Annotated in this window: 25 protein-coding genes and 2 tRNA genes; 21 read left to right on the top strand and 6 right to left on the bottom strand. The window is 35.9% G+C overall.

What is annotated here, in order from left to right:
• Positions 1-26 precede the first annotated feature (26 nt).
• On the bottom strand, positions 27-440 hold the full coding sequence (locus ACWNCI_RS13190) for a type II 3-dehydroquinate dehydratase (protein ID WP_449388642.1): 414 nt from the start codon (positions 438-440) through the stop codon (positions 27-29).
• Positions 441-536: 96 nt separating this feature from the next.
• On the opposite strand from ACWNCI_RS13190, the gene ACWNCI_RS13185 reads away from it, so the two are divergent.
• The 13 genes from ACWNCI_RS13185 (at position 537) to ACWNCI_RS13125 (ending at position 15,394) form a co-directional block, all read left to right on the top strand.
• Positions 537-860 (top strand): DUF6660 family protein, encoded by a 324-nt coding sequence (locus tag ACWNCI_RS13185; protein WP_449388641.1) that lies wholly within the window; start codon positions 537-539, stop codon positions 858-860.
• A gap of 220 nt (positions 861-1,080) precedes the next feature.
• Positions 1,081-5,439 (top strand): CusA/CzcA family heavy metal efflux RND transporter, encoded by a 4,359-nt coding sequence (locus ACWNCI_RS13180; RefSeq protein ID WP_449388640.1) that lies wholly within the window; start codon positions 1,081-1,083, stop codon positions 5,437-5,439.
• 1 nt (position 5,440) lies between these two features.
• Positions 5,441-6,676: an efflux RND transporter periplasmic adaptor subunit gene (locus tag ACWNCI_RS13175; protein WP_449388639.1), complete on the top strand. Its 1,236-nt coding sequence runs from the start codon at positions 5,441-5,443 to the stop codon at positions 6,674-6,676.
• 12 nt (positions 6,677-6,688) lie between these two features.
• Positions 6,689-7,108, top strand: a complete 420-nt coding sequence (locus tag ACWNCI_RS13170) for a Fur family transcriptional regulator (RefSeq protein ID WP_346983898.1) — start codon at positions 6,689-6,691, stop codon at positions 7,106-7,108.
• A 45-nt stretch (positions 7,109-7,153) separates the two neighbouring features.
• On the top strand, positions 7,154-9,112 hold the full coding sequence (locus ACWNCI_RS13165) for a heavy metal translocating P-type ATPase (protein WP_449388638.1): 1,959 nt from the start codon (positions 7,154-7,156) through the stop codon (positions 9,110-9,112).
• 553 nt (positions 9,113-9,665) lie between these two features.
• Complete coding sequence (locus tag ACWNCI_RS13160; RefSeq protein ID WP_449388637.1) at positions 9,666-10,028, top strand: hypothetical protein; 363 nt, start codon at positions 9,666-9,668, stop codon at positions 10,026-10,028.
• A gap of 232 nt (positions 10,029-10,260) precedes the next feature.
• The gene (locus tag ACWNCI_RS13155) at positions 10,261-10,536 is read left to right on the top strand and encodes a YHS domain-containing protein (protein ID WP_449388636.1); all 276 of its coding nucleotides are present in this window, start codon (positions 10,261-10,263) and stop codon (positions 10,534-10,536) included.
• A complete protein-coding gene (locus ACWNCI_RS13150; RefSeq protein ID WP_449388635.1) occupies positions 10,523-11,203 on the top strand; it encodes an SCO family protein in 681 nt (226 codons plus the stop codon). The genes ACWNCI_RS13155 and ACWNCI_RS13150 overlap by 14 nt, the downstream gene beginning before the upstream one ends.
• Positions 11,204-11,312: 109 nt before the next feature.
• Entirely contained in the window at positions 11,313-11,987 is a 675-nt protein-coding gene (locus ACWNCI_RS13145) for a superoxide dismutase (RefSeq protein ID WP_449388634.1), read from the top strand.
• Positions 11,988-11,996: 9 nt separating this feature from the next.
• Positions 11,997-12,368 carry a hypothetical protein gene (locus tag ACWNCI_RS13140; RefSeq protein ID WP_449388633.1) on the top strand — a complete coding sequence of 124 codons (372 nt, stop codon included), beginning with the start codon at positions 11,997-11,999 and terminating at the stop codon, positions 12,366-12,368.
• 181 nt (positions 12,369-12,549) lie between these two features.
• Positions 12,550-13,377, top strand: coding sequence for an MbnP family protein (locus ACWNCI_RS13135; RefSeq protein ID WP_449388632.1), 828 nt, complete (start codon positions 12,550-12,552; stop codon positions 13,375-13,377).
• Positions 13,370-14,443, top strand: a complete 1,074-nt coding sequence (locus ACWNCI_RS13130) for a cytochrome-c peroxidase (RefSeq protein WP_449389497.1) — start codon at positions 13,370-13,372, stop codon at positions 14,441-14,443. Before ACWNCI_RS13135 ends, ACWNCI_RS13130 begins: the two co-directional genes overlap by 8 nt.
• A gap of 3 nt (positions 14,444-14,446) precedes the next feature.
• Positions 14,447-15,394: a transporter gene (locus tag ACWNCI_RS13125; protein WP_449388631.1), complete on the top strand. Its 948-nt coding sequence runs from the start codon at positions 14,447-14,449 to the stop codon at positions 15,392-15,394.
• 309 nt (positions 15,395-15,703) lie between these two features.
• Here the strand turns inward: ACWNCI_RS13125 and ACWNCI_RS13120 are convergent.
• The 4 genes from ACWNCI_RS13120 to ACWNCI_RS13105 all read right to left on the bottom strand — a co-directional run bounded on the left by ACWNCI_RS13120 (position 15,704) and on the right by ACWNCI_RS13105 (position 16,592).
• Positions 15,704-15,775: transfer RNA gene (locus ACWNCI_RS13120), tRNA-Glu, on the bottom strand.
• A 92-nt stretch (positions 15,776-15,867) separates the two neighbouring features.
• A tRNA-Glu gene (locus ACWNCI_RS13115) sits at positions 15,868-15,939 on the bottom strand.
• An 11-nt stretch (positions 15,940-15,950) separates the two neighbouring features.
• A complete protein-coding gene (rpsT, locus tag ACWNCI_RS13110; RefSeq protein WP_042721082.1) occupies positions 15,951-16,205 on the bottom strand; it encodes a 30S ribosomal protein S20 in 255 nt (84 codons plus the stop codon).
• A 66-nt stretch (positions 16,206-16,271) separates the two neighbouring features.
• A complete protein-coding gene (locus ACWNCI_RS13105; RefSeq protein ID WP_449388630.1) occupies positions 16,272-16,592 on the bottom strand; it encodes a hypothetical protein in 321 nt (106 codons plus the stop codon).
• A 380-nt stretch (positions 16,593-16,972) separates the two neighbouring features.
• On the opposite strand from ACWNCI_RS13105, the gene ACWNCI_RS13100 reads away from it, so the two are divergent.
• The 8 genes from ACWNCI_RS13100 (at position 16,973) to ACWNCI_RS13065 (ending at position 23,064) form a co-directional block, all read left to right on the top strand.
• Positions 16,973-17,191: a hypothetical protein gene (locus ACWNCI_RS13100; protein ID WP_346983911.1), complete on the top strand. Its 219-nt coding sequence runs from the start codon at positions 16,973-16,975 to the stop codon at positions 17,189-17,191.
• A gap of 194 nt (positions 17,192-17,385) precedes the next feature.
• On the top strand, positions 17,386-17,613 hold the full coding sequence (locus ACWNCI_RS13095; RefSeq protein WP_346983912.1) for a hypothetical protein: 228 nt from the start codon (positions 17,386-17,388) through the stop codon (positions 17,611-17,613).
• A 287-nt stretch (positions 17,614-17,900) separates the two neighbouring features.
• Positions 17,901-19,223: a radical SAM protein gene (locus ACWNCI_RS13090; RefSeq protein WP_449388629.1), complete on the top strand. Its 1,323-nt coding sequence runs from the start codon at positions 17,901-17,903 to the stop codon at positions 19,221-19,223.
• Positions 19,213-21,423 (top strand): peptidase domain-containing ABC transporter, encoded by a 2,211-nt coding sequence (locus ACWNCI_RS13085; RefSeq protein ID WP_449388628.1) that lies wholly within the window; start codon positions 19,213-19,215, stop codon positions 21,421-21,423. The genes ACWNCI_RS13090 and ACWNCI_RS13085 overlap by 11 nt, the downstream gene beginning before the upstream one ends.
• Positions 21,424-21,474: 51 nt before the next feature.
• Positions 21,475-22,188 carry a hypothetical protein gene (locus tag ACWNCI_RS13080; RefSeq protein WP_449388627.1) on the top strand — a complete coding sequence of 238 codons (714 nt, stop codon included), beginning with the start codon at positions 21,475-21,477 and terminating at the stop codon, positions 22,186-22,188.
• Between the two features lie 124 nt (positions 22,189-22,312).
• Positions 22,313-22,531 (top strand): hypothetical protein, encoded by a 219-nt coding sequence (locus ACWNCI_RS13075; RefSeq protein ID WP_449388626.1) that lies wholly within the window; start codon positions 22,313-22,315, stop codon positions 22,529-22,531.
• A 7-nt stretch (positions 22,532-22,538) separates the two neighbouring features.
• Positions 22,539-22,760, top strand: coding sequence for a hypothetical protein (locus tag ACWNCI_RS13070; RefSeq protein ID WP_449388625.1), 222 nt, complete (start codon positions 22,539-22,541; stop codon positions 22,758-22,760).
• Positions 22,761-22,809: 49 nt separating this feature from the next.
• The gene (locus ACWNCI_RS13065; protein WP_449388624.1) at positions 22,810-23,064 is read left to right on the top strand and encodes a hypothetical protein; all 255 of its coding nucleotides are present in this window, start codon (positions 22,810-22,812) and stop codon (positions 23,062-23,064) included.
• A gap of 128 nt (positions 23,065-23,192) precedes the next feature.
• On the opposite strand, the gene ACWNCI_RS13060 is transcribed toward ACWNCI_RS13065, so the two are convergent.
• On the bottom strand, positions 23,193-25,283 hold the full coding sequence (locus tag ACWNCI_RS13060) for a TonB-dependent receptor domain-containing protein (protein ID WP_449388623.1): 2,091 nt from the start codon (positions 25,281-25,283) through the stop codon (positions 23,193-23,195).
• Positions 25,284-25,859 lie beyond the last annotated feature (576 nt).

Genomic DNA, 25,859 nt, shown 5'->3' with positions numbered 1-25,859 from the left:
CGTGCAATCTGTAGTTATAGGCTAGCTTAAGCAGAAATCAGACTCAACAAAGCCAGCCTGTATCCATCCATACCAAAGCCGGATAAAACTGCATCAGTATTTGCTGCCGTAACAGATTTTTGACGAAATTCTTCCCTTTTGTAAATATTACTGATATGAACCTCTACTTTAGGCTTACCTATATTCTTTAAACAATCGGCAATAGCGTAAGAATAATGGGTAAATGCACCCGGATTAATTACCAGAGCGTCAAAATCGTCCTGCTGCAGCCTGTTGATAATTTCACCCTCAATATTGGACTGATAATAATCCAGTTCATGAGATGGAAATTGAGACTTTAAATTTTTCAGGTAATCTTCCATTGATGTTGTACCGTAGACCTCCGGTTCGCGAGTTCCCAGCAGGTTAAGATTCGGGCCGTTTACAATTAAAACTTTCATAGGATAAAATTAATGGTTTTTACAGTATGGCAGCAAAATTTTGCAAAATTTTATTTTAATTAATCTCTTTATAAAAAAAGCTTTACATTTGTTGGGATGAACCTGTTAAGATTAATACTTGCATTTTATTTCGTGGCATTATCGCTGATGCCTTGTGAAGATATGCAGAAATCACACGGTTCAGATCAGCTTCGGCTTTCTTTTATTGCTGATAATTCTCATTCAAAAGATCATGGAGATATCTGCTCTCCTTTGTGTGTCTGCAACTGCTGTCAGATTACGGTAGCAGCCTTCAAACTGGATACGCTGATCGATATTCCGGAACAAATCCGGGTGTATTTTTCAAAGAAAATTCTTTTCCAGAAGAATAATTTTGTCTACCAGATTTACGATCACATCTGGCAACCTCCTAAAATTTAATTTTTGATTTAACATTCTGAAACTTTGCAATTCCTTTGCAGAGTACAAGAATATATCTTTGAATCTGTCATTTTCAGGATGATAGAATTTTAATTATTTCAATCATATTAATGACTGTATTTTCTTCATTTTGCTGAGTGAACGTCTTAGCGAATACGCAATAATTTTAAAAATATTATGTGGTGAAAGATAAAAACAGTCACCCATTAAATCTTAGTTTGTGTTAGATAAAATCATAAAATTTAGCATCAAGAACAAAATTGTCATTGGCGTAATGACATTGCTTTTGATTGTCTGGGGCATTTGGAGTGCAACCAGATTATCGGTAGATGCGGTACCGGATATTACCAACAATCAGGTTCAAATTATCACGACGTGTCCTGCGCTCGCAGGGCAGGAAGTGGAACAGCTCGTTACGTTTCCTATTGAACAGAGTATAGCCAATATTCCGGATATTGAAGAAACCAGAAGTGTTTCCCGGTTTGGATTATCGGTGATTACGGTTGTTTTCAAAGAAAAAGTAGATATATATTTTGCACGCCAGCTGATCAGTGAAAAACTGAAAGAAGCTGCCGAAGAAATTCCAAAGGGGATCGGCTCTCCGGAACTTGCCCCTGTAAGTACAGGTCTGGGTGAAGTGTATCAATATATTCTCCATCCTAAAAAAGGAAGTGAAAAAAAATATGATGCTAAAGAACTCCGAACAATGCAGGACTGGATCGTCAGAAGACAGCTTAACGGAACTCCCGGGGTGGCAGAAGTCAACAGTTTCGGGGGACAGCTGAAGCAGTATGAGGTTGCCATTGATCCGAACCGCCTGAAAGCGATGGGAGTGAGCATTACCGATATTTTTACAGCGCTGGAAAAAAACAATCAGAATACAGGAGGTGCTTATATAGATAAAAAGCCCAACGCTTATTTCATCCGTGGAATCGGAAGGGTGATGTCTCTGGATGATGTTAAAAATATTGCGGTGAAAAATGAAACAGGAAGTGTTCCGATCTTTGTGAAAGATGTGGCAGAGGTTCATTTAGGAAGTGCCGTAAGGTATGGAGCAATGACATACAATGGTAATGTGGATGCCGTAGGTGGAGTGGTTATGATGCTGAAAGGTGCCAACAGCAATGACGTTGTCGGCAATATCAAGGCAAAAATTCCGGTAATACAAAAGTCGCTTCCTGAGGATATCGTGATAGAACCTTTTCTTGACAGGACAGATCTCGTAGGCAGAGCTATGAAAACAGTGGAGAAAAATCTTATTGAAGGCGCGCTCATCGTTATTTTTGTTCTCGTTATTTTCCTTGGGAATCTTCGGGCAGGACTGATTGTTGCTTCTGCGATCCCGCTCGCTTTATTGTTCGCTTTAGGAATGATGAATGTATTTGGCGTAAGCGCCAATTTAATGAGCCTGGGAGCTATTGATTTCGGATTGATTGTCGACGGGGCAGTGATTATTGTTGAGGCAACCCTTCATCATTTAGGCTTGCGAAAATCCGTAGGGAAACTCACCCAGGCAGAAATGGATGAAGAAGTTTTTCTTTCTGCGTCAAAAATCAGAAGCAGCGCCGCTTTTGGAGAAATCATTATTCTGATTGTCTATATTCCCATTCTTACACTCGCCGGTGTAGAAGGAAAAATGTTTACACCAATGGCCAAAACGGTGGGGTTTGCTATTCTGGGGGCTTTGATCTTATCATTAACGTACATCCCTATGATGAGCGCTTTATTTCTTTCTAAGAATATATCTCATAAAGAAAGTTTCTCCGACAGAATGATGGGAAAGCTTCAGAAAATATACCAGCCTTTGTTAAAAAAAGCGATCAGTCTGAAATATATCATTGTCTCTGCAACAATTGCCGTTTTTGTTGTTACAGTGTTCATTTTTAAAAATATGGGTGGTGAGTTTATTCCTCAGCTGCAGGAGGGCGATTATGCATTTCACTGCATTTTGCCACAAGGCAGCTCATTAAGCCAGAGTATCGAAACATCCATGCAGGCTTCAAGGATTATCAAACAATTTGATGAGGTAAAAATGGTGATTGGGAAAACGGGCTCTGCAGAAGTTCCCACCGATCCCATGCCTCCTGAAGCTTCAGATTTAATCGTTGTTTTAAAACCTCAGAAAGAATGGAAGTCCAATAAAAATTATGATGAGCTGGCAGATGAAATTATGGAAAAGCTCGAAGTCATTCCCGGCGTTTTCTTTGAAAAGAATCAGCCGATCCAGATGCGGTTTAATGAGCTAATGACGGGAATTCGCCAGGATGTAGCCGTTAAAATTTTCGGGGAAAACCTTGATTCATTATCAGTATATGCCGAAAAAGCGGGTAAGGTTATTCAGTCGGTTGATGGGGTGACAGCGCCACAGATCGAACGCGTTGGTGGTCTTCCTCAGATTAATGTGGAATACGACAGAATACGAATGGCTAACTACGGACTCAATATTGAAGACGTTAATACTGCCGTAAGCACCGCATTTGCCGGGAAAAGTGCCGGGCAGATTTTTGAAAATGAAAGACGTTTTGATCTGGTGGTGCGCCTCGACAGCCTTCACCGCACCAATATCGATGATGTGAATAATTTAATGATATCTACCGGTACAGGAACGCAGATTCCGCTTTCCCAGTTGGCAAATGTCGGTTATAAGCTTGGTCCCGCGCAGATCAGCCGTGAGGAAGGAAAACGGAGAATTGTCATTGGGTTTAATGTAAGCGGCCGCGATGTAGAAAGCGTTGTGAAAGATATTCGTACAAAGCTGGATCAGGTAAAGTTGCCATCCGGTTATTACTTTACCTACGGTGGGCAGTTCGAGAACCTGCAGGCAGCAAGCAAAAGGCTGATGATCGCAGTTCCGGTTTCATTGTTATTGATTTTTATGCTGTTGTATTTTACTTTTCATTCTTTGAAGCAGGCGGCTTTAATCTTTTCTGCCATTCCGATGAGTGCTATCGGAGGTGTGTTTGCATTGATTTTGCGGGATATGCCTTTCAGCATCAGTGCCGGGATAGGCTTTATTGCGCTCTTCGGAGTTGCCGTCCTAAACGGAATTGTCCTGATCGGAACCTTTAATCAGCTGGAGAAAGATGGGGAAAAAGATATCATGAAAAGAGTCCTTGAAGGCACAAAAATCAGGTTGCGACCCGTTCTGATGACAGCAACGGTGGCATCATTAGGGTTTTTGCCGATGGCCATTTCTACAGGAGCCGGCGCAGAAGTGCAGAAGCCACTCGCCACAGTTGTTATCGGAGGGCTTTTGTCGGCAACTTTCCTTACTTTATTTGTTTTGCCGATGCTGTATATCATTTTTAATTCAAAAACTAAAATGGGAAATCTGAAAATGAAATCCATAAGCCCAATTCTTGTGCTGGTGTTCGTGCTCCTTGGCGCAAATACAAATGCTCAGTCCCGAAAACTTTCCATTGATGAGGCTATCGAAATGGTAGTTAGCAATAACTTAAATATAGAGTCAAAAGATTTAAATATAAAATCTGCTGAAGCATTGAAAGCAACTGCAAAAGAACTCCCGAAACTTAATGTTGATGCCCAGCTCGGACAATACAACAGTCCGAAATTCGATCAGTCGTTTTCCATCTCACAAAGCATTCCTTTTCCAACATTATTTAAAGCAAGAAAAGAATTGATTAATGAAAATGTGAGAAGCAGGCAGATTGAAAAAGAGATTTCCGTGAATGAACTGATAAAGCAGGTAAGAACGTATTATTACCAGATCGAATATTTACAGTACAACGAATCGAAGCTGAAAAATCTCGACAGTCTGTATCAGGATTTTATCAGGATTGCCACGGTAAGATTTAAAGCGGGAGATATCAAAAAGATTGAAATCAATACCGCAGAAACGCAGAAAGGTGAAATTAATTTGTTGTTGAAACAGAACGAAGTGTATTTACATAATGCCTACAACAATTTAAAAACCATCCTGAATACTACCAGTGATTTTGAAATTGTATTCAATAAAAATTATGAACCGTTAAAAGCAGAAAATGTTCTTGACAGCAGCGTAATTGCCGCACATCCAACCGTAAGAGCATTCTATCAGGAAATAAGTATTGCAGAAAAGAATAAAAATGTTGAAAAGTCACAGGGACTTCCGGAATTCAGTATCGGATATACCAATCAGTCACTGATAGGATTTCATACAAAAAATGGGCAGGAACAATTTTACAACGCCGGCGACCGTTTCAGTTCTCTGAGTCTGGGCGTGGCAATACCGTTAACTTTTGGAGCTACCAAAGCAAGAATACAGTCTTGGGAATACCAGAAACAGGCTGCTGAAATCAATGCCCGGCATCAGGAAAAACAGTTACTGGCGCAGTGGGAAAATGCTTTTAACCAACATAAACACGATCTCCAGCAGTATGAATATTACGTAAGTCAGGCTGTTCCGAATGCTGATAAAATCGTAAAAGCTGCTCAGCTAGGATATACCACGGGCGAAATTTCTTATGTGGAATATCTTTTTGCTTTACAGACTGCTACGAATATCCAGCTAAAATACCTGGAATCTATTCAGCAGGTTAATCAGTCGGTCATTATCATTAATTCACTTATTAATAAATAGCATGAAATTTAAATATAACATTATATCCCTTTTCATCTTTGCTACCCTTACAACAAATTGTAGTAAAAAAGAAACCGCTGCTGAAAATCCGGATAATACAACGGAGCAGCAGAATCATCATGAGGAAGCTCCGACAATCGCTTCTTTAACGCAAGAGCAGATCGGCACTGTTGGTATTACTCTGGGAAATATTGAAATGAAGGAACTTACTTCCACCATCAAAGCCAACGGATTGCTGCGGGTTCCGAACAATAATAAGGCAACGGTGACTTCTCTCTATGGTGGAATTATAAAAACTCTACCGATTCAGGTAGGAAGTTTTGTAAAAAAAGGACAGATAATTGCAACGATTACCAACCCGGAATTCATACAGCTTCAGGAAGATTATCTCACCGTAAACAGCAGGATGGCGTATGCAGAACAGGAATACCGCAGACAAAAAGAGCTTTTCGACAATGATGCGGGAGCAAAGAAAAATCTGCAGAGCGCTGATGCCGAGCTTAAAACACTGCGAACCCGCAAAGCCTCACTCGTGAGACAGCTGCAGATGATGGGCATAAGTCCGGGAAAAGTAAATAATGGCAGTATGCGGTCTGGACTTGCCATTACGGCACCGATCAATGGGACGATCAGCAGTATTACTTCACAGATTGGTAGCTATGTAGATGTTTCTTCGCCGGTGGCAGAAATTATCGATAATAATTCCATCCACCTGGATCTGCAGGTTTTTGAAAAAGATCTGCCGAAGATGAAAGTAGGACAGATTGTTCATTTTAAATTAACCAACAATCCCGGAACAGAATACGACGCGGAAATCTACAGCATCGGCTCTTCCTTTGAGAACGACAGCAAAACCATTTCCGTACACGCCAATGTGACGGGTAATAAAGCGGGGCTGATCGACGGAATGAATATTACCGGTATCGTAAGTCTCGACAAAACAGTAACCCCGGCAATCCCTGATGAAGCGATTGTGGAAGCCGATGGTAAGTTTTATGTTTTTGTTCAGACGGATAAAATGGCCGATGAAGCTGCCGGGGAAAGTCATGAAAAAGAAAAGATTAATCACCCTAAAACCATTACCTTTGAAAAGGTGGAAGTCGTAAAAGGATCATCGGATATGGGTTACACCGCCATAACTTCCGTACAGAATATTGCACCTGGTGCAAAGATCGCCGTAAAAGGTGCATTTTTTATTAATGCGAAACTGACAAATTCAGGGGAACACGAACATTAATTCAGCAAGATCATGAAAAAGGATATCGAAAATAAATTAATGGATAAGAATACCAAGCCCACCAGCATGAGGATTCTGGTGTATGATTTTCTGAGTTCTCAGGAGGCGGCGCTCTCTTTGTCTGAAATAGAAAACTACTTTGACAATGCAGACAGAACAACCATTTACAGGACTTTAAAAACATTTGAGGAAAAAGGGATTGTCCATAGTATTCAGGAAAATACCACCACCAAATACAAGCTGTGTCATGATGGCTGCGACGAAAATACACACAATGACTGGCATCTTCATTTCTACTGCAAGATCTGCAAACAGACCACCTGCAAAGAAGATATTTCTTTCCCTGAAGATGTTACAACCAATTTCAGGATCGATGAAATAAGACTCTTTGCCAAAGGAATCTGCGAAAACTGCCTGGAAAGTTTGCAATAGCATTGCATCGGGCTTATGTATAATTTTGATTAAAAGTTTTAAAGTATGGAAGAATGCTGTAGTACAAAATCAAAACAGGAAAAATCTCATGACCATAACGGTCACGATCACGACCATTCTCATGGAACGGAAAATCAGTCGGTATTTAAGATGTTTCTTCCGGCGATGGTGTCTTTTGGATTGCTTCTAGTCGGTATCGTGCTGGATAACCTGATAAAAGCCGATTGGTTTACCGGCTGGATTCGTCTGGTCTGGTATCTGATTGCCTATATTCCTGTAGGATTACCCGTATTGAAAGAAGCCTGGGAAAGTATTACCCATGAAGATGTATTCTCAGAATTTTTTCTGATGGGCATTGCAACAGTCGGAGCCTTCGCGATCGGAGAATATCCGGAAGGGGTTGCCGTTATGCTTTTCTACTCTGTAGGGGAAGTGTTTCAGGGAATGGCCGTGACAAGGGCAAAAAGCAATATCAAATCCCTGCTCGACCAGCGTCCCGATGAGGTAACGGTTATAAAGGACGGAAAACCACAGACTGTTAAAGCACAAAACGTAAATATCGGAGAGATCATCCAGTTGAAATCAGGTGAAAAATTGGGGCTGGATGGAGAGCTCTTATCTGAAACCGCCTCATTCAATACAGCGGCACTGACCGGTGAAAGTAAGCCCAATACCAAAACAAAAGGCGATACCGTGCTGGCGGGAATGATTAATTTAAATACGCTTAGCCAGATTAAAGTGACCGCTGATTACAAAGACAGTAAGCTGAGCAGAATCTTGGAACTCGTACAGAATGCAACAGCCCAGAAAGCGCCCACTGAGCTTTTCATCAGAAAATTTGCAAAAGTATATACACCCATTGTTGTATTTCTGGCTGTCGGTATCACCCTTTTGCCATACTTTTTCGTGGGGGAATATCATTTCAGAGATTGGCTCTACAGAGCATTGGTATTTCTGGTGATTTCCTGTCCGTGTGCGTTGGTGATTTCCATTCCGTTGGGATATTTCGGAGGTATCGGTGCAGGCAGCCGCAACGGAATTTTATTTAAAGGAAGCAATTTCCTGGATGTGCTGGCCAATATTCAAAATGTTGTAATGGATAAAACCGGAACGCTGACAGAAGGTGTATTCAAAGTACAGGAAGCTGTTTTTAAAAATGAGGTGGATAAAGATGAAATTCTTAAACTTGTTAATTCCCTGGAAAGTAAAAGCTCACATCCTGTGGCAACAGCTATCCACGAATATGTGGGAGAAGTCGATCATTCTCTTCATCTGGAAAGCGTTGAGGAAATTGCCGGACATGGCCTTAAAGCATTAATTAATGGTAAAGAACTGCTGGTTGGGAATCTGAAGCTGATGGATAAATTCAACATCCATTATGATGTCAATACTGAAAATATCGTCTATACTTTCATTGCCATAGCTTATGATAAAAAGTTTGCCGGATATTTTACGATTGCCGATTCCGTGAAAACCGATGCGCAATCTGCCGTCAATAAATTGAAAGCTCTGCATGTAAAAACCACCATGTTAAGCGGTGATAAAGCTTCTGTGGTGAAACATGTAGCAGATCAGTTAGGAATTGTTAATGCATACGGAGATCTGCTGCCGGAAGATAAAGTGAATAAAGTAAAAGAAATAAAATCAAAGAGAGAAACCGTTGCCTTTGTGGGAGACGGCGTGAATGATGCTCCTGTTGTTGCCCTCAGTGATGTCGGCATTGCTATGGGCGGATTAGGAAGTGACGCCACCATCGAAACTGCCGATGTCGTGATACAGGATGATAAACCAGGTAAGATTCCGATGGCCATCAATATTGGAAAGCAGACGAAAAAAATTGTCTGGCAGAATATCATTTTGGCATTTGCTGTAAAAGCGGTGGTTCTTATTTTAGGTGCTGGTGGGCTGGCTACGATGTGGGAGGCGGTCTTCGCAGATGTTGGCGTTGCTTTACTGGCTATTCTGAATGCCGTGAGAATCCAGAGAATGACTTTTACTTCCTAGAGTCTGTTTAGATTTCTTAAAAGAATAAGATTTTGAGCAATCACACTTAATTATCTTACACAAATCAATGTATTGATTCTTAATTTTTAATGCGTTTTTAATCAGCTTAAATTCTAAATGGTAAAAAGGAATATACTATGTTTGTTTTGATTAAGTAATTTAAGATGATAAATTTAAACAGACTCTAAATGAATGAATTGAAATTAAGAAAACTCTTTTAATTTCAATAGGACCGGACTTTAGTCCGGTTTTTTTATCAGTCGGGAAATCTGGCTTCAGCCAAAATTTAAATAAGCACCACACATTTTCCTTTCACCCGAAAATCTCTTGCAAGGGTGCAACACGTTTTCGGGTGTTCCCGAAAGTTTGTCGCAAGGGTGTAACGCGTTTTCGGATGTTCCCGAAAGTCTCCTGCAGGTTGCAGCGCGTTTTCGGTAAGTTCCGAAGGTTTCCTGCATGATGCAGAAAGGTTTCGGGGAAATTATCAATGACTTTCATCATAAATGCTGTATAGGAAGATTTTCAGTAGTATATTTGTGGTAACAAAAAGAAGTTGAAATTTTTCATTTCCATATTCATCATTTTTACCATTGCATTACGTCCTGTTTTGCCATTGTTGAATTATGCCATGAACTATGATTATATCGTGAAAAATCTTTGCGAAAACAGAAACGTTCCTCAATCTACCTGCAAAGGAAAATGCTACGTTGCTAAAGAACTTGCAAAAACGGAAAAACAATCCAACAACAATCAGAATATAAAGATTGGCAGTGTAGATGTATTTCTTTCCAATGAAATTCTTTCCTTCTCAGCAGGTAACCGATTTCCCTGTAAGCTCAAAAATCCAACCCCGGATTATATCAACTTCAGTACTTCAGAATATTTTTCCAGAATATTCCATCCTCCTTTAGCATAAAACTGTTTTCAGCTCATTTTTTTAGTTGAATTTGACATTGAAATAAATTTAGCTATCATTTGCTGAGTGTTTAGTTTATGCTGAGCCTGTCGAAGTACCCTTGCGAACATATAAACATGAAGTTTTACGAAAAACTTTGCGAGCCTGGCGTTAAACTAAATTCATTATTAAATTTAGTTTAAAAATCAATCAATTTTATTCAATACAATTATTAATTTCAATCTAAATCAATATGAAATCTAAAGTTATTGTAATGGCATTATTGTCTGTCTCTTTGATGGCCTGTGCCCAGGAAACCCCTAAAGTAAAGCATAAAAAATCAGATACAGCCGCAAAGTCTAATGCAAAACCGGTGAAATTTGCCAACGCAGTAGACCCGATCTGTAATATGCCGACCGAAGCCGATATGAAAGATACGGCAGTTTATAAAAATAAAACGTACGGTTTTTGCAGTGCTTACTGTAAAGACGAATTCAAAAAGAATCCTGAAAAATATGTCAAGAAATAAAAAAGGAACCAGCTCAAAAACAAAGATCATTGTTCCGATTGTAGTTATTGCTTTGCTCTTTTTAGGAATAGGCGTAGGAATGGGATACTTTAAAAAAAGTCTTTACACGGTAATGAAAGTTCCTGCTTTTGAACTTACCGACCAGAATAATAAGAAAATCACCGATAAAGATATGCTGGGAAAAGTATATCTGGTAGAATTTTTCTTTAGTAAATGTCCTACGATCTGCCCGGTGATGAACCGCAATATGCGGGCTATCGAAGATGAGATCAGCAACCCGGACTTCGGAATTATCTCCATCAGCATTGATCCTGAAAATGACACCCCTGAATTGCTGAAAGAGCATGCAGAAAGAATAGGGGCAAAATCTCCGAACTGGCATTTTCTGACCGGAAACAGAGATTATATCGGTAAGCTGGCAGATCAGTTTAATATTTATGTTGGCGATAAGGAAGATGAAAGTGAAAGCCTGAACCACAGCGGAATGATCGCTCTGGTGGATAAAGAAGGAAATATCCGCTGCCGGTATAATAAAGAAAATATGCCGATCCTGTATTATTCAGGGTTGAATTATGAAGATACGGACGGAACAGTTCCGAAGCTTAACGGAAAATATCATCCCGATCGTGAAATCCTGATTGAAGATATCAGGAAGTTGTTGAAGTAAAAATGGAAGTTAGAAGATGGAAGTTTGATGGTGTTTAGAACAACTTCCATTCTTCCAACCTCCATCTTCCAGCCAAAAAAATATTAACCATATATAAAAATAGGAAATTATGAAAATTATGAAAATTGCTGCTTTGACGGCAGTATTTGCGGCCCAGTTTGCCATGGCGCAATTTAAGCAAACGCCTCTGCCGTATGCTTACAATGCACTGGAAGGAAACATTGATGCACAGACGATGGAAATTCATTATTCAAAACATGCTGCTGCATATGTAGCCAATCTGAATAAAGCAATTGCCGGAACACCGCAGGAAAAGCAAACGTTGTTTGAGATCTTGTCGAACGCTTCAAAAATGAGTCCTGCAGTAAGAAACAATGCCGGAGGTCATTACAATCATGAGTTGTTCTGGACAGTACTGACCCCTGAGAAAAATACACAACCTTCAGCAAAATTAGCGAAAGCGATCAATGATGCTTTTGGCAGCATGGATGCTTTTAAAGAAAAAATGAGCAAGGCAGGAGCAGACCGTTTCGGTTCCGGATGGGCGTGGCTTTCGGTGAATAAGAGTGGTAAGCTGTTCGTTTCTTCAACGCCAAATCAAGACAATCCACTAATGGATGTAGTAGAAGAAAGAGGAACGCCAATCTTTGGAATTGATGTCTGGGAACACGCGTATTATCTGAAATATCAGAACAAAAGAGCAGATTATCTAACCGCTATCTGGAACGTGACCAACTGGAAGGAGATCAGCAGAAGATATGAAGAAGCAATCAGTAAAAAATAATCTGATTTCATGAATTATATTTGCAGCATATTCCTCACCTTATTTGTGGTATTCAGGCCTCTGGTACCGCTGGTGGAATATGCTGTAAACTATGATTATATATCTGAAGTTTTATGTATCAACAAAAACAATGTCGAGTTGCATTGTAACGGAAAATGTTATCTCAGCAAACAGCTTTCCAAGGTTAATGATGTAGATTCTTCTCCTTTAAACAAGACAAAAAATTCCGGACAGAAACTACTTGATATCTACATTCTTCCTGATATAGCCGGAATCAATACCACAGAGAATACTTTCTTTTCACATTTCAATTTTCTCTTCAAATCAGAATATTCTTTTCTGTTTCTGAAGCATATTTTCAGGCCACCTGTTTTAAGTTAATTTTTTTAGACCTATTTAATTGTAAAAGTTTACGCTTTTTATTGCTTGGTTGTCATTCTGTAAGAATCTCAGCAAAGTATTTAATGTTATTTCCAGCCTAAACTTTTCAGTCCTAATCGAATGAATGTGTGGTCATTCGATCGACAATTCTATTTAAAAAATTTAACTTAAAAAATCAACAATGAAAATTTATAAAATTTTATCATTACTCTTTATTGCATTTACACTAGGTACTCTTTCATCATGCAGCGGCAATGACGACGATGAGGTTCAGGATGCCACTCCGGGAAATCTTCAGGTAAAGTTTGAAAACGGTTTTAATAATCTCGGTAATATTGTTTTAAATCAAACTACGCAAACTTCTTCTAACGGACAAAAACATCAGTTTTCAACGTTGAAATACATCATCAGCAACATTACCTTAATTGATGAAAAAGGAAATGAATTCAAATATCATGAGAACGACCCTGATAAAGGAGCCTTCATCATCGATCAGGCGGAAGCTGTGGCAGGAATTAATTATATCAACCTTACGGAAATTCCGAAAAATAATTATAAAAAGATAAGATTAGGGCTGGGAATCAGTCAGAACGCTTATCTTATTGGTCAGGAAGGGCAGGGCATTTTCTGGCAAAAAGCAAAAACTTCAGGAATGGCTTGGTCTTGGGCAGCAGGATATATTTTCACGAAACTGGAGGGTAAGTACGGAACTTCTGCACCGACCAACGAGTTTATGAATCACTGTGGGAATATGGGAAATACTTCTGCAAACAATACGCCTGATCTTTATCGCGAAATTACTCTTGATCTTCCAACTACAGCGAGAGTGTCAAAAGAAATTACTCCTTCCATCCATATTCTGGCAGATCTTAATCAGTATCTGAGCGGGCAAACTGCTTTAACACTTGATAATACCAATGATATGGCGATGGGTTCCAGTCAGCATCTGGTAAATGTGACCAATAATATTTCAAAAATGTTTAAAGTAGATCATGTTCACAATGATTAATCCATTCATAAGATTCGGAAGAGGGCCGTTCAGCGCTCTTCCGGTTTTCTTGATTGTAAGCATATTCATCCTTTCATCGTGTTCTGACGATGTTATCGAACCTTTAGAAAAAAATGAAGCCTACCATCTTGATAAGCCTGCCGGTTTTCCTGATATCACATTTGACGTTACAGGAAATCCTATCACCGTAAACGGAATTGCTTTGGGTAAGAAGCTTTTTTATGAAGGTAAATTATCACGAAATAATACGATTTCATGCGGGTTCTGCCATATTCAGGAATATGCTTTTACACATCACGGCCATAATGTAAGCCACGGAATAGACGACAGACTTGGAATCCGAAATGCGCCGCCGATACAGAATATGGCTTTTCTGAAAAATTATACCTGGGACGGAGTAGGACATAATCTGGATGAAAGATCTTTGGTTCCCATTACAGCAGATTTTGAAATGGACAGCTCCCTTCCCGAAGTGGTTGGAAAACTTAATGCTGACAGCAATTACAAAAAATTGTTTAAGGCAGCATTCGGAGATGAAAATATCACAGGAGACCGGGTTTTAAAGGCGATTTCCCAGTTTATGGCTACGATGGTATCAGCAGATTCTAAATACGACCGTATGAAAAAAGGAACGGCTGTTTTTACCAGTGAAGAAAATCAGGGAATGAATTTGTTTCAGAATAAATGTGCTTCCTGCCATTCGGGAGATTTATTTACCGATGAAAGTTACCGGAATACTGGGATGTATTACAACAGCCAGTTTGATGACAGAGGAAGATACAGAGTGACGTTAGACTGGAATGACAATATGAAATTCCGTGTGCCAAGTCTCAAGAATGTAGAATATACCGCACCATATATGCATGACGGAAGATTCTATACACTGGATGCCGTCTTGAATTTTTATTCAGTCAATGTGGAGAATCAGTCAAATCTTGATCCTCTTTTGAAGCAGAACGGACATCTGGGCATCCCCATGAACACACAGGAGAAACAATATATTATCGCATTTTTGAAAACCTTAAGTGATCAAAATTTCATTGCCAACCCAAAATTTGCCGAGTAAGCCATGATGAAAAAAATATTTTTATTAATGAACCTGATGTGTTTTTATATAAATCAGGCCAAAACGGACAATGACAGTCTCTACGTCCCCCGCAGTTTCACCAAAGTTATTTTTTATGACGATTGTGATGCCTGTGGTTGTTCTGCCGGAAACGGTTCTTCCGGATTTGAATCTTTACTGAATCCACAATTTATCGGGATTAAATATTTTGCACAGCATTATAAGGCTAAAGAAAATCTGTTTGTTAATAATCTTACGCAGGATCAGTATTTCAATACCATTCAGCTTTGGGGAAAAATTCCACTGACTGAGAAGATAAGTGTTTATGCCAGTATGCCTTTCCATTTTCATGAAAAGAAAACATTACAGGGAGATGTAAAAATGCAGGGTGTCGGGGATGTAAACCTGATGGGAATTTACCGGCTGATCAACTCAAAAGAGAATATTCATCAGCTGAACGGCGGGTTTGGAGTGAAAATTCCGCTGGGTAAGTTTGATGAAAAAGGAGTGTCGGGAGTTAACCCAAGCTTTCAGTTGGGAACGGGAAGCTGGGATTATCAGCTGGCTTTAAATTATAAATTCCAAAAAAATAAAATTGCCGTTTTACTGAATACGGATTATACCATAAAAACCGAAAACAAAAAGCATTACCGTTTCGGAAACCAATGGAATTATTCTGCGACCGGATTTTACAGGATTGCCGGGAATGATAGATTTATTGTATCCGGTAAAACAGGATTGCAGGGCGAAGTCTATGATACCAATCGACAGTTTAGTGAGATTTTGCCCAATACTTCAGGAAGCGCTCTGTACGGGAAATTGGGATTTGAAATATCTTACCGGAAAATAAGCCTGGGAAGTGAAGTAATGCTTCCTGCATATTCCAATTTAGCCGGGGGCGATATTGAGGCGAGATCTCGTTTCAGTGTTTTTGTGAACTTTGGAATTTAAACTTTATTAATTTTAAAAAGAAAGTATATCTCTTTTAACATCGTTTTTTTAGGCTTTCACAATTATCAAAAGTGGAAGCCTTTTATTTAAGCTATAAAAATGAAATATATCTAAGATTGCTATGAATTTAAAACAACTCAATGATCTTAAATTTTCACAGTTTCATCAATTACTTTAGCTTTAAAGAGGCAATAGTTACTGACGCATCATGAAGGTTAAACTGTAATGAAAGTCGAATTTGCAGATAAGCAATGAGGAGTAGGGAGAATACAACGAAAAAAGAGACTCATGTAAATGAATCTCTCTAAGTAGCCCGTAGGGGAATCGAACCCCTCTTACCAGAATGAAAATCTGAGGTCCTAACCGATAGACGAACGGGCCAGCTATCTTCCACTGTTTCCTGTGTGTTAGTTTTTGTTTTTATAAGTTTCAACTCTTATTAATAATCACCAGGTTAGATAATGATTATTTTGTAGCCCGTAGGGGAATCGAACCCCTCTTACCAGAATGAAAATCTGAGGTCCTAACCGATAGACGAACGGGCCAACTATACTTATTAAGCTAGTTTATTAACGTGCTTAGTTAATTTGCTTTTTAAGTTAGCTGCTTTGTTTTTGTGGATAATGTTTTTCTTAGCTAATTTATCCAACAAAGAGATAACTTTTGGCAATTGTTCTGCAGCAGCAGCTTTGTCCTCTTCATTTCTTAACACCTTCATTGCTGTTCTAGCAGTCTTGTGGTAGTATCTGTTGCGAAGTCTTCTTACTTCGTTTTGTCTAATTCTCTTTAATGCTGATTTATGATTTGCCATATCGTTCAAATGTGAGTGCAAAAGTATAAACTTTTTTTTTATCTGCCAAATTAATTTTTAAAAAAATTAATTTTCTTCTGATAAATATTTTCGGAGTTTATCAATTGCCTGTTCTATTTTAATATTCTCTTCTTCTCTTTCTAATTTTTTGATGGTACTCGTAAGCATTACCATCGCGTTGTTCCATTCTCCAGTGGTATTGGTGAAGGTAAGTCCGTCAATTATTACTTCAAAATCGACCCTTTCTCCTGTCCTGTAAAGTCTGAAACTTATTTCATCATCACTGCCCGTAATCCCGCCTTCATTGATTTTTAAATCGTAACTTTTTGGGTTAGAGTGGATTTTTTTAAAAAGCAATTTCGCTTCTTGTATTTTTAAATCCGGCATGATATATATTTGTGGCTTTATCAAGAATAACCATTCTCTGCTAAAGCGGTGCAAAGATAATATTTTTTTCTTTTAAACAAAATATGCTGCTGATTTTTGAATGTGCTTTTGTTAAGATATTAGTAATTTTCCTGTAATTGTACAGTTTGCTTGTTATAACGATGACCTTGTACTAATAGTCTTAGATCTGGTACAACCAATATTCAATGAATTCTTTCAATTGGAAATAGCTTATTTGTTTGTGGTTTTATATTTTGTAAATATTATGAGAATTTTTCTTTTAAATAAACAGAAAATAATAATTTAGAATGAGTATAAATTTATTCAACAAATAGAGAGATATCGGTTTAATTCTTATTATTGTGATAAAATTATGTGTTATGAAAAAAATAAACAAGAGTAAAATTAAGCTGGTTTTAACAGGCTTTGAGAAAATCTCAGAATCACAAGAGAAAAAAATATTGGGAGGGTTTTCTAATGTAATTTCAGATCCTACTACTGGCATTGATGATGGTACTACAAATAATTGCCAAGGAGGCAATTGTAGAGCAGGATGTGGCCAAGGGCAAAACTTAAACTGTGTTCAATGTGGGAAATAAATACCTTTTTAAAAGGTCTCAAAATTTACTTATTTAAAAATATTCAGGTTTTAGAGAGATAATATTCAGGTATTTCCATTAAGTTAAATCTCAACTGTATCTGATTTATAATGAGAAAATACTTCTTATTTTATAGTTTTAGACATTTTAAAGCTTATAAATAATCTTTATTAATAATTAAAATAAATCTTTTTATGAAAAAAGTAATCAAAAGTAAAACCAAGTTGGTTTTAACAGGTTTTGAAAAAATTTCAGAATCGCAGGAAAAAAAATTATTGGGAGGTTTTTCCAATGCTATTCTAGGTCCGACTACAGGAATTGATGATGGTACTGGCACTACAAATAACTGCCAGGGAGGTAACTGTAGAGATGGATGTGGACAAGGGCAAAATGTAAACTGTATTCAAGGTTGTGGTGGATAAAAGTGTTAGAAATTATTTCTAAAAGTGTCTTATAGGTATTTTATGGATAATCACAATATAAACCTTAACTAGATCTTGACTTATAATAAATAGATAAACACAATAAAACAATAAGATCTACTAGTTGTGAAATGTCCGAAAGTATGCTGTGGACTCATATAAACTTGTATTCAAGTTCTTTATTTATTAACAAAAAATACAAGAGACTGTATCAAAAGTATTCTTTTTCGAACCCCTAAATTTTAAGAGATATTTACTTTTGGTACAGTCTTTTTTAAACACTAACTATGAAATATAGCCAATTTAATTCTATTGTATATATAGATGATGAGTATTATCTATATAATTCATTTAATCAAAAATTTTTAGTAATAGATCCTATACTTAAGGATTTACTTGAAGCTTCAAAAAACGAAAATATAGAAGATTTGGAAGAAATCCATCCAACCTTTTATCATTATTTAATTGCAGAGGAATTTATCATACCTCTTGAAATTGACGAAATTGAGAAAGTAAAAAAAATTGCAAGAGCTGTTGATGAAAATCAATCTAACTTTTTACTTACAATTAATCCAACGATGAATTGTAACTTCAAATGCTGGTATTGTTACGAAACACATGTGAAAACCTCTAAGTTTTCTCAAAGTATGATTGAAAAAGTGGGGAAATTTATTGAAAAAACAGCAATGAAACCTGCGATGAGTTACTTTCAATTAGCTTTTTTTGGAGGAGAGCCGCTGCTTTATTTTAAGAAAGACGTAGTTCCTGTCATTATAAAGCTTCAGGAAGAATGCGTCAAAAACTCTGTAGACTATTCCGTTAGTTTTACGACAAATGGATATCTGATAGATGATTATTTTATTGATTTCTTCAAATCACGTAAAATAACTCCTTCGTTTCAAATTACACTGGATGGCTATAGGGAAAAGCATGATGAGGTAAGATTTGTAAGTGCAAAGAAGGGCTCTTATCATGAAATAGTCAAAAATATAAAGCGACTTATAAATAATTCCTTTTTTGTAAGACTTAGGGTGAATTATACTTCCGAAAATATTACTGATACTTATAAAATATCCGAAGAATTTAATGATATTCCGGCTGATATCAAGCAAAAATATTTGTTGATGGATTTCCATAGAGTTTGGCAGGATTCGCAGAATGATAACATCAATGAAATTGTGGATGAAAATACAGACAGGATCAAAGAAAATGGAATTCAGGTTAAGCACATGACTCCAGATAATGTACGGAATTCGTGCTATGCAGATAAGAGAAATAGTGCTGTTATTAATTATAACGGAGACTTATTCAAATGTACAGCCAGAGATTTTACTACTGCTAAGAGAGCTGGATATATCGATGATGATGGGGATTTGATATGGGAAGACAATTATCTTGAACGAAGAATGAATACTAAATTTAAAAATAAACCATGTTTGTCTTGTCGATTACTTCCTATTTGCAATGGTGGCTGTTCTCAGCACGCTATGGAAGCAGAAGAGAAGCAAACGGAATACTGTGTTTATTATGGCGACGATCAATTAAAGGATGAAGTTGTAGTGTCTAAAATTAAGGAAGTAGTTGAAGCTTTAGTTTTAAATGAAGTTTAAATTTATTAATCAACTTGAAAGCAATGACTGTGGACCGGCTTGCTTATCAATGGTCCTTAACTCTTATGGGCTAAATATTCCGGTAAAGAAATTAAAAGAAATTTGCGGAATAACAAGAATGGGAGTTTCAGTGAAGGATATTCTATATGGTGGTGAAAAAGTAGGTTTTGAATCCCATGGTTTAAAACTTACTCTAGATCAGCTTGAAGAAATACCCTTACCTGCTATTTTATTTTGGAAGCAGGATCATTATGTTGTTTTATATAATATCATTACTAAGAAAGGTGAAAAAAAATATTATATCGCCGATCCTGGTTATGGTAAGATTAAAATTGAAGAAGACTTAATAATAAGAGAATGGCTGGGAAATGAGGCAAAAGGTGTTTGTCTTATTTTTCAACCTAAAGATGATTTTGAGCTCATTAATGAAAATGTTAATTTTAAGGAACCTCACGGTATTAGCCTTAGAAATAGTACCGTTATTAATCATTTAATCACTTTTGTTAAGAGATATAATTACAAATATATATTTTCTACATTATTATTAATTGCAGGATTGGCTACCAACTGGTTCATTCCTATTATATTTAAAAAAATAATTGATGAAGGTATTATTGCAAAATCCCTTAATTTAGTTATTATCCTCTTATTGGCACAGTTTCTATTATTCATGGGAAATTTTGTGTCGCAGTTTTTAAGTGATTTTATATTAACAAAATTAAACTTTAATCTATCCATATCTCTTAAAGAAAAGTTCCTTAATAAACTGATAAAACTACCTGTAAACTATTTCGATACTAGGCTTAATACTGACACATTATTGAGATTAGGGGATTTGTCGAAGCTACAAACATTTTTTACATGGAAAGGAATAAGCTTTTTTATTAATATTCTTAATTTGATTGTTTTTAGTGCTATATTATTGACTTTAAATACAATAGTATTTTTAATATTTGTTGTGCTGAGTACTTTATCCGTAATATGGATTTCCTTTTTTCTTAAAAAAAGAGCAGCATTAGAATATTCATTGTTTATAAAGCAATCTGACAATAGTAATAATTTATATGAATTTATAATGAATATGCCCGAAATAAAAGTAAATCAAGCGCATAATACCATTATATCAAAAATTCTAAGGTTGCAGCGAAGCCTAAATGAATTAGAGCTGAAGTCTTTATATCTGAATACATATCAGCTATCTGGAGCAAATTTTCTTTTAAAATTTAAAGAAATAACTATAATTGCTGTTTGTGCATATTTTATAATAAATTCACAGATGACAGTAGGGACATTACTAAGTATTTCCTTTATCATAGGCCAACTAAGTGGTCCGATTATAAACTTGATAAATAATATTAAAGACGCACAGGATGCTCTGATATCACAAAACAGGATTGAGGATGTCTTTACAATAAAGAACGAGGCTTATCAGGAAAACTCTAAAAGTATTGCATATATAGAAGATATAAGATTAGATAAAGTATCCTTTAAATATCCTGGAAGTTTTAATCCGTTTGTGATTAATAATTTATCTTTTACAATACCCAAGAATAAGATTACTGCAATTGTTGGGACGAGTGGGAGTGGTAAAACAACATTGATGAAGCTGCTGATGAAATACTATTTTCCAAACTCCGGAGATCTATTTTTGGGAGAATATAGCTTTTCTGAATTAAACCCGGATGATTGGAGGAAAAAATGTGGAGTGGTACTTCAGAACGGACATGTTTTCTCAGGAACAATCAAATACAACATTGCTCTTTGTGAGAATGATGCTATAGATATAGAGAGACTTGAAAATGCAATCAGAGTGGCATGTTTAGATCATTTTATTGAAACTTTACCCCTAGGGTCGGAGACAAAAATAGGTAACGTTGGAATGCAATTGAGTGGTGGGCAAAGCCAAAGGGTTTTAATAGCAAGGGCGGTATATAAAAATCCTGAGTTTTTATTTTTTGACGAAGCTACTAGTTCATTAGATGCCAATACAGAAAAACAAATTTTAAATAATTTAAAAGATTTCTTCGTTGGTAGAACTGTAATAGTTGTAGCCCATCGTTTAAGTACCGTTAAAAATGCAGATCAGATTATTGTTATGGAAAGAGGGGAAATAACTGAAAAGGGGTCTCATGAAGAATTAATTAAAATAAGAGATAAATATTATTCATTAGTAAAAAACCAGTTGGAATTAGGAAATTAATTTCTTATTCCAACTTAAAAACGCCAAATCTAATCGTATTATCTATTCAATATGAAAAAAATTGTTAATTTATTTATTTTCCTGATTGGAAATATATTTATTTCGCAAATATATGCGAAGAGTTCTACGAATGATATATCAATTAATATAGCAGGAATTGTTTTTGATTCAAAAACCCTTCTTCCTTTACAGGATGTTAATATTTATGATGAAAAAGGAGAGCATATTGCTAAAACAGATACAAAAGGCTATTTCAAAGGTAAATTAAAAGGTGACAGATCAAATAATAGTTTAAAGTTTAAAATCAGGCTAGAGAAAAAAGGATACTTAAAATTTACCCAAACGGAAAATTGGGCAGATAGCCAAAAAGAGCAAATTAATATTAACTATTATTTTGGAATGACAAAAACCAATGAGCCTTCTGAGGCAGAATCTTTTTCACAATTTTTTTTAAGTAGAGATAATTCATTTGAGGCTATCTCTAATGGCTTAAATAAAGTCTTAGAAAAAATAAAATTCAGAAATACAATTAATAATCTAAGAAAAGAAAACCAAAATAGTTTTTTTGAGCTTGACCACTCTTATTATATAATTAGTGATACAGGTTGGCTAAAATTAGATTCTCCCCAAACTTCAATTATCGTTGATTCTAAAAAAATCATATCTAAAGATATCAATTCATATTTAAAACGGAGCGAAATAAGAGATATTATTCATACGGAAAACGGGGAGATAAGAATTGTAACCTACAAAGGTGGAAAATAATTGCTAAATCATATAAGATAGAAATAATGAAAATTAGAAATCTCTGTTCCTTGCAGGAATCTTAAGAATTTAATTTATATTCATTTTTAATAATTATTACTAACAAATTTAAAAAATCTTACTTATGAAAAAAAACGTCAAAAGTAAAACCAAGTTGGTTTTGAAGGGTTTTGAAAAAATTTCAGAATCACAGGAGAAAAAATTATTGGGAGGTTTTTCCAATATTATTTCGGGGCCTGCCACGGGCATTGATGATGGTGTCGCAAATAATTGCCAAGGAGGTAACTGTGCTATTAACTGTAGCATACATCAGAATCTTAATTGTCAATCAGCGTGTGGTTAATTAAATCATGAAAAGCCTTAATAATAAAAGAAACCGTGTAAATATTGATCGTTTGAAATATCTAATAATTTCTACCACAATTGAAAAAGATAAAACTATTGATAAACTTGTCGGTGGTTTTAGCCAATCTTTGTCAAAAGGAATTGAAGATACTATTTCTGATGGGCAATCTAATAATTGTGATGGAGTAAATTGTCGTAAATATTGCGCTGGCGATATATATTCATAATTCTCCAATCATTTTCAAATAACATATCGCTTAACCTGAAATTAAAAAAATGAAAAACTTTAAGAATAAAAATGCTAGTTTAAAGATTGATCGTTTAACACATCTGATAGCCTCTGCAAAAATTGAAAAAGATAAATCTATTGATAAGCTTATCGGTGGTTTTAGCCAATCTATATCGATCGGAATTGATGATACTATTTCCGATGGACAGACTAACAATTGTAACGGAGCAAATTGCCATAAACAGTGTGGCTTTTATCCTCCGGATACTCCGGTAGGGCCAAATACGGTTTGTCTTTTCTAATAAAATAGATTAAAAGTCTTTAATATGAATATAAAGAATCCGCCTTATAATAGTAAGACGGATTCTTTTTGTTATTACTATAATAAATTCTAGAGAAAATCAATATCCCGAAAGTACTAAAAAGACTATCAGAAAGTTATTGCAGGTGCAGGATTATTGTATAATTTCCTGTTGATCTCATTCTTTTTACCCTTAGCAAAATCATACCCAATCCCCAAGATAAACATATTTTTGTTATTGTAAATATTGGTGACCCCCGAATAGTTTACCAAACTTTCATCAAGTGTTTTAGTCTTATATCTTGATGGCATCCCCAGCCAGTACATTCCGGTAGTAAATGTCCAGTCTTTGAGTTTATAATTTATGAAAATATGATTTTGATTTTCATTAGTATTTAAAAATGCACCACTTAAGGTATAAACCGGAATGTTAAACATATAGGTTAGGCTCAGATTTTTATATTCGGAAGAAATCGTAAAATTGTTTCCAAAATAATTGTTTTTAAGCAACGCCCCCGAATTTGCCTTTACGCGTTGCATCGTTGGATAAATATTCGCCTTAATAACCAATAATCTATTTCCGAAAGGTTTAACTGATCCTGTTAGCTGAATTCCGGTACGTGAGCTATATTTTGTATTTTCATAGGTTAATGCATATTGAGTATTGTTATTGTACAAAACATATATACTGTTAATTGCATTATCTATGTAATTATAGAAAATATTAGCATTAAAATCAAAAAACTTATTATTATAAGAATAGTTTAAATTATTGTTCCAGGCTTTTTGTATGGTAAGATAGGGATTTCCTGTAGATACAATATTGGGAACTACCTGATTAATATTCGGACTTAGTGCTGTGCTTCCGGGGCTATAAGGAGTATAGCTGCTTGTCAATCGTAAACTATGATTCTTTTTAAGTTCATATCCTAAAATAATTTTAGGAGTAATTGTCCAGTCATCATCATTAGCTGTAGCAGTTTTATTATTAATATTAGTTACACCTAAACCTAAACGATACATCAGTTTTTTGCTTTTACCTGCAAATTCAGCGTATAAATATTGGGTCAGGTAATTGACGGAAAAATCAAAATTCCCGGCTAAATTTTCTAAAGTATTATTGACACTATTGTTATCAATTCGGTATCCTGTGCTTAATTTTCCTGCTTTAAAATCATGTGTATAGGCAACCTCTCCAACAATGCTTTTCTGTTTTGCGTCTAAATTCATATCGTTATCGAAAACAATATTGCCAGAGCCGATTACCCATTCTTTACCCACCTCAAAACTTTTACTCGTATAAGCAGATCCTACAATATTAAAACTTATTTCATCTTTCTTACTCAGTTTCTTAGAAAAATAAAGATCAAGCGTAGGCGGATTATACTTTTTCCCACTGTATTGTGAAGTTCCATGCTGTTCTGTAGCATTGTCTTTTGAAAAAATACTTTCTCCATTTCCTTTAGAGAAATCATTATAGATGTTCATTGAAAATTTTGCCTGAAATACATAATTATCCGACAAAGAATTGGTATATCTTAAGGCAATATCTTGATAGGTGTAGCCAAAATGATCTTTTTTATTTTCGTTGGTATTATAATGCGAGTTCTGTAAAGTATAATCATAAATTCTATTTACGATCCTGTTATCATAATCTCTTAAATTAATGGAATACTCAAGCCCTAGATTATTTCTTCCATTGGTGTAGTTGGCGTAGGCTTGTCCGTTTACAAAACCAGTTGTCAATGCTGTACTTACGGAGGTTCCGGCAGCAAAACCCACTTCAGGATTTTTAGTGATAATATTAACTACTGTATCTGCCCTGTTTGCCCATCGTGTAGGAGGATTGTCATAATACTCTACTCTTACTACATTTGCTGGACGAATACCTCTTGCCTGCAATTCTGTTGATTCAACACCATTGATTAAAAGTAAAAATTTACCTCCCTTAATACTGGAAATACTGCTGGAAATAGGGTCAAATTGAAGTTCTGGTAATGTTTGCAATAAATCATTGGCATATCTGGCTTTCTTTAATGCCTCCTCATCAAAACTGTAGACGGCTTTGTCTACAAATTGTTTTTTTCGTTGCGCTTTTATAAGAACTTCCTGGATATCTTTTATATTTTGTACTGAATCTTGAACCGTTGCACTCTTAATCTCCTGAGCAAAATTAAAGCTACTAGTCAACAAAAGAGCTAAAATTATCTGTTTTCTCATTATTTACTTATTGGGAGCAAATTTAAAATTAATAGGAAGTTTCCCAAAATAAATATCACTTTATTTTGAAAAAAGTGCAAATATCTATGCGTATTTTTTTATTTGATTAAAAAAATCCCTGAATCTTGTATTGATCAGGGATTGAGGTGTAGTTTAGTAGCCTATAGGTTAAATAATAGGCTAATTTTTTACGCTCAAATTATTTTGAGTTCGCAAATTTAACAAAAGTTTTTTGATTTTCACTTCTTTTTTTTGATACTCTCCCCATACACGTTTTGTCGAAGTTTCGTAGATGTTCCGTGAATTTTCCGTGAACTTTTCGTCAACAAGTTTTTTCACAAGAAAATCCAAAACCTTTAAAGGTTAATAAATGTTAAAGAAATCTATGTTAAAGAGCTTTAACATTTCCTCGTGCGAAAAAAATCAAAATGTTAACATGTGTTAATGTTTTTTCAAAACAGCCTAAAATGGGCAAAAATCAGGGGTGTCAGTTCGACATCCCTGTTATATATAAGTGTAAGGGGGTACACATTAGTGTAGACTTACAAAAAAGAAATAAATAATTAAAAAAATTAC

It is taken from the genome of Chryseobacterium lineare, assembly GCF_977014045.1.
Note: the sequence above shows the minus strand (reverse complement) of the source record. Positions and strands in the feature narration are given on the sequence as shown.

Excerpts from the sequence above, each read along its gene's own strand:
- ACWNCI_RS13080 (WP_449388627.1), top strand. The coding sequence starts at position 21,475 with ATGAAAAAAATTGTTAATTTATTTATTTTCCTGATTGGAAATATATTT.
- ACWNCI_RS13070 (WP_449388625.1), top strand. The coding sequence starts at position 22,539 with ATGAAAAGCCTTAATAATAAAAGAAACCGTGTAAATATTGATCGTTTG.
- ACWNCI_RS13075 (WP_449388626.1), top strand. The coding sequence starts at position 22,313 with ATGAAAAAAAACGTCAAAAGTAAAACCAAGTTGGTTTTGAAGGGTTTT.
- ACWNCI_RS13150 (WP_449388635.1), top strand. The coding sequence starts at position 10,523 with ATGTCAAGAAATAAAAAAGGAACCAGCTCAAAAACAAAGATCATTGTT.
- ACWNCI_RS13185 (WP_449388641.1), top strand. The coding sequence starts at position 537 with ATGAACCTGTTAAGATTAATACTTGCATTTTATTTCGTGGCATTATCG.
- ACWNCI_RS13190 (WP_449388642.1), bottom strand. The coding sequence starts at position 440 with ATGAAAGTTTTAATTGTAAACGGCCCGAATCTTAACCTGCTGGGAACT.
- ACWNCI_RS13085 (WP_449388628.1), top strand. The coding sequence starts at position 19,213 with ATGAAGTTTAAATTTATTAATCAACTTGAAAGCAATGACTGTGGACCG.
- ACWNCI_RS13090 (WP_449388629.1), top strand. The coding sequence starts at position 17,901 with ATGAAATATAGCCAATTTAATTCTATTGTATATATAGATGATGAGTAT.
- ACWNCI_RS13065 (WP_449388624.1), top strand. The coding sequence starts at position 22,810 with ATGAAAAACTTTAAGAATAAAAATGCTAGTTTAAAGATTGATCGTTTA.
- ACWNCI_RS13060 (WP_449388623.1), bottom strand. The coding sequence starts at position 25,283 with ATGAGAAAACAGATAATTTTAGCTCTTTTGTTGACTAGTAGCTTTAAT.
- ACWNCI_RS13095 (WP_346983912.1), top strand. The coding sequence starts at position 17,386 with ATGAAAAAAGTAATCAAAAGTAAAACCAAGTTGGTTTTAACAGGTTTT.
- ACWNCI_RS13175 (WP_449388639.1), top strand. The coding sequence starts at position 5,441 with ATGAAATTTAAATATAACATTATATCCCTTTTCATCTTTGCTACCCTT.
- ACWNCI_RS13125 (WP_449388631.1), top strand. The coding sequence starts at position 14,447 with ATGATGAAAAAAATATTTTTATTAATGAACCTGATGTGTTTTTATATA.
- ACWNCI_RS13165 (WP_449388638.1), top strand. The coding sequence starts at position 7,154 with ATGGAAGAATGCTGTAGTACAAAATCAAAACAGGAAAAATCTCATGAC.
- ACWNCI_RS13105 (WP_449388630.1), bottom strand. The coding sequence starts at position 16,592 with ATGCCGGATTTAAAAATACAAGAAGCGAAATTGCTTTTTAAAAAAATC.
- ACWNCI_RS13100 (WP_346983911.1), top strand. The coding sequence starts at position 16,973 with ATGAAAAAAATAAACAAGAGTAAAATTAAGCTGGTTTTAACAGGCTTT.
- ACWNCI_RS13135 (WP_449388632.1), top strand. The coding sequence starts at position 12,550 with ATGAAAATTTATAAAATTTTATCATTACTCTTTATTGCATTTACACTA.
- ACWNCI_RS13140 (WP_449388633.1), top strand. The coding sequence starts at position 11,997 with ATGAATTATATTTGCAGCATATTCCTCACCTTATTTGTGGTATTCAGG.
- rpsT (WP_042721082.1), bottom strand. The coding sequence starts at position 16,205 with ATGGCAAATCATAAATCAGCATTAAAGAGAATTAGACAAAACGAAGTA.
- ACWNCI_RS13155 (WP_449388636.1), top strand. The coding sequence starts at position 10,261 with ATGAAATCTAAAGTTATTGTAATGGCATTATTGTCTGTCTCTTTGATG.
- ACWNCI_RS13145 (WP_449388634.1), top strand. The coding sequence starts at position 11,313 with ATGAAAATTATGAAAATTGCTGCTTTGACGGCAGTATTTGCGGCCCAG.
- ACWNCI_RS13170 (WP_346983898.1), top strand. The coding sequence starts at position 6,689 with ATGAAAAAGGATATCGAAAATAAATTAATGGATAAGAATACCAAGCCC.
- ACWNCI_RS13130 (WP_449389497.1), top strand. The coding sequence starts at position 13,370 with ATGATTAATCCATTCATAAGATTCGGAAGAGGGCCGTTCAGCGCTCTT.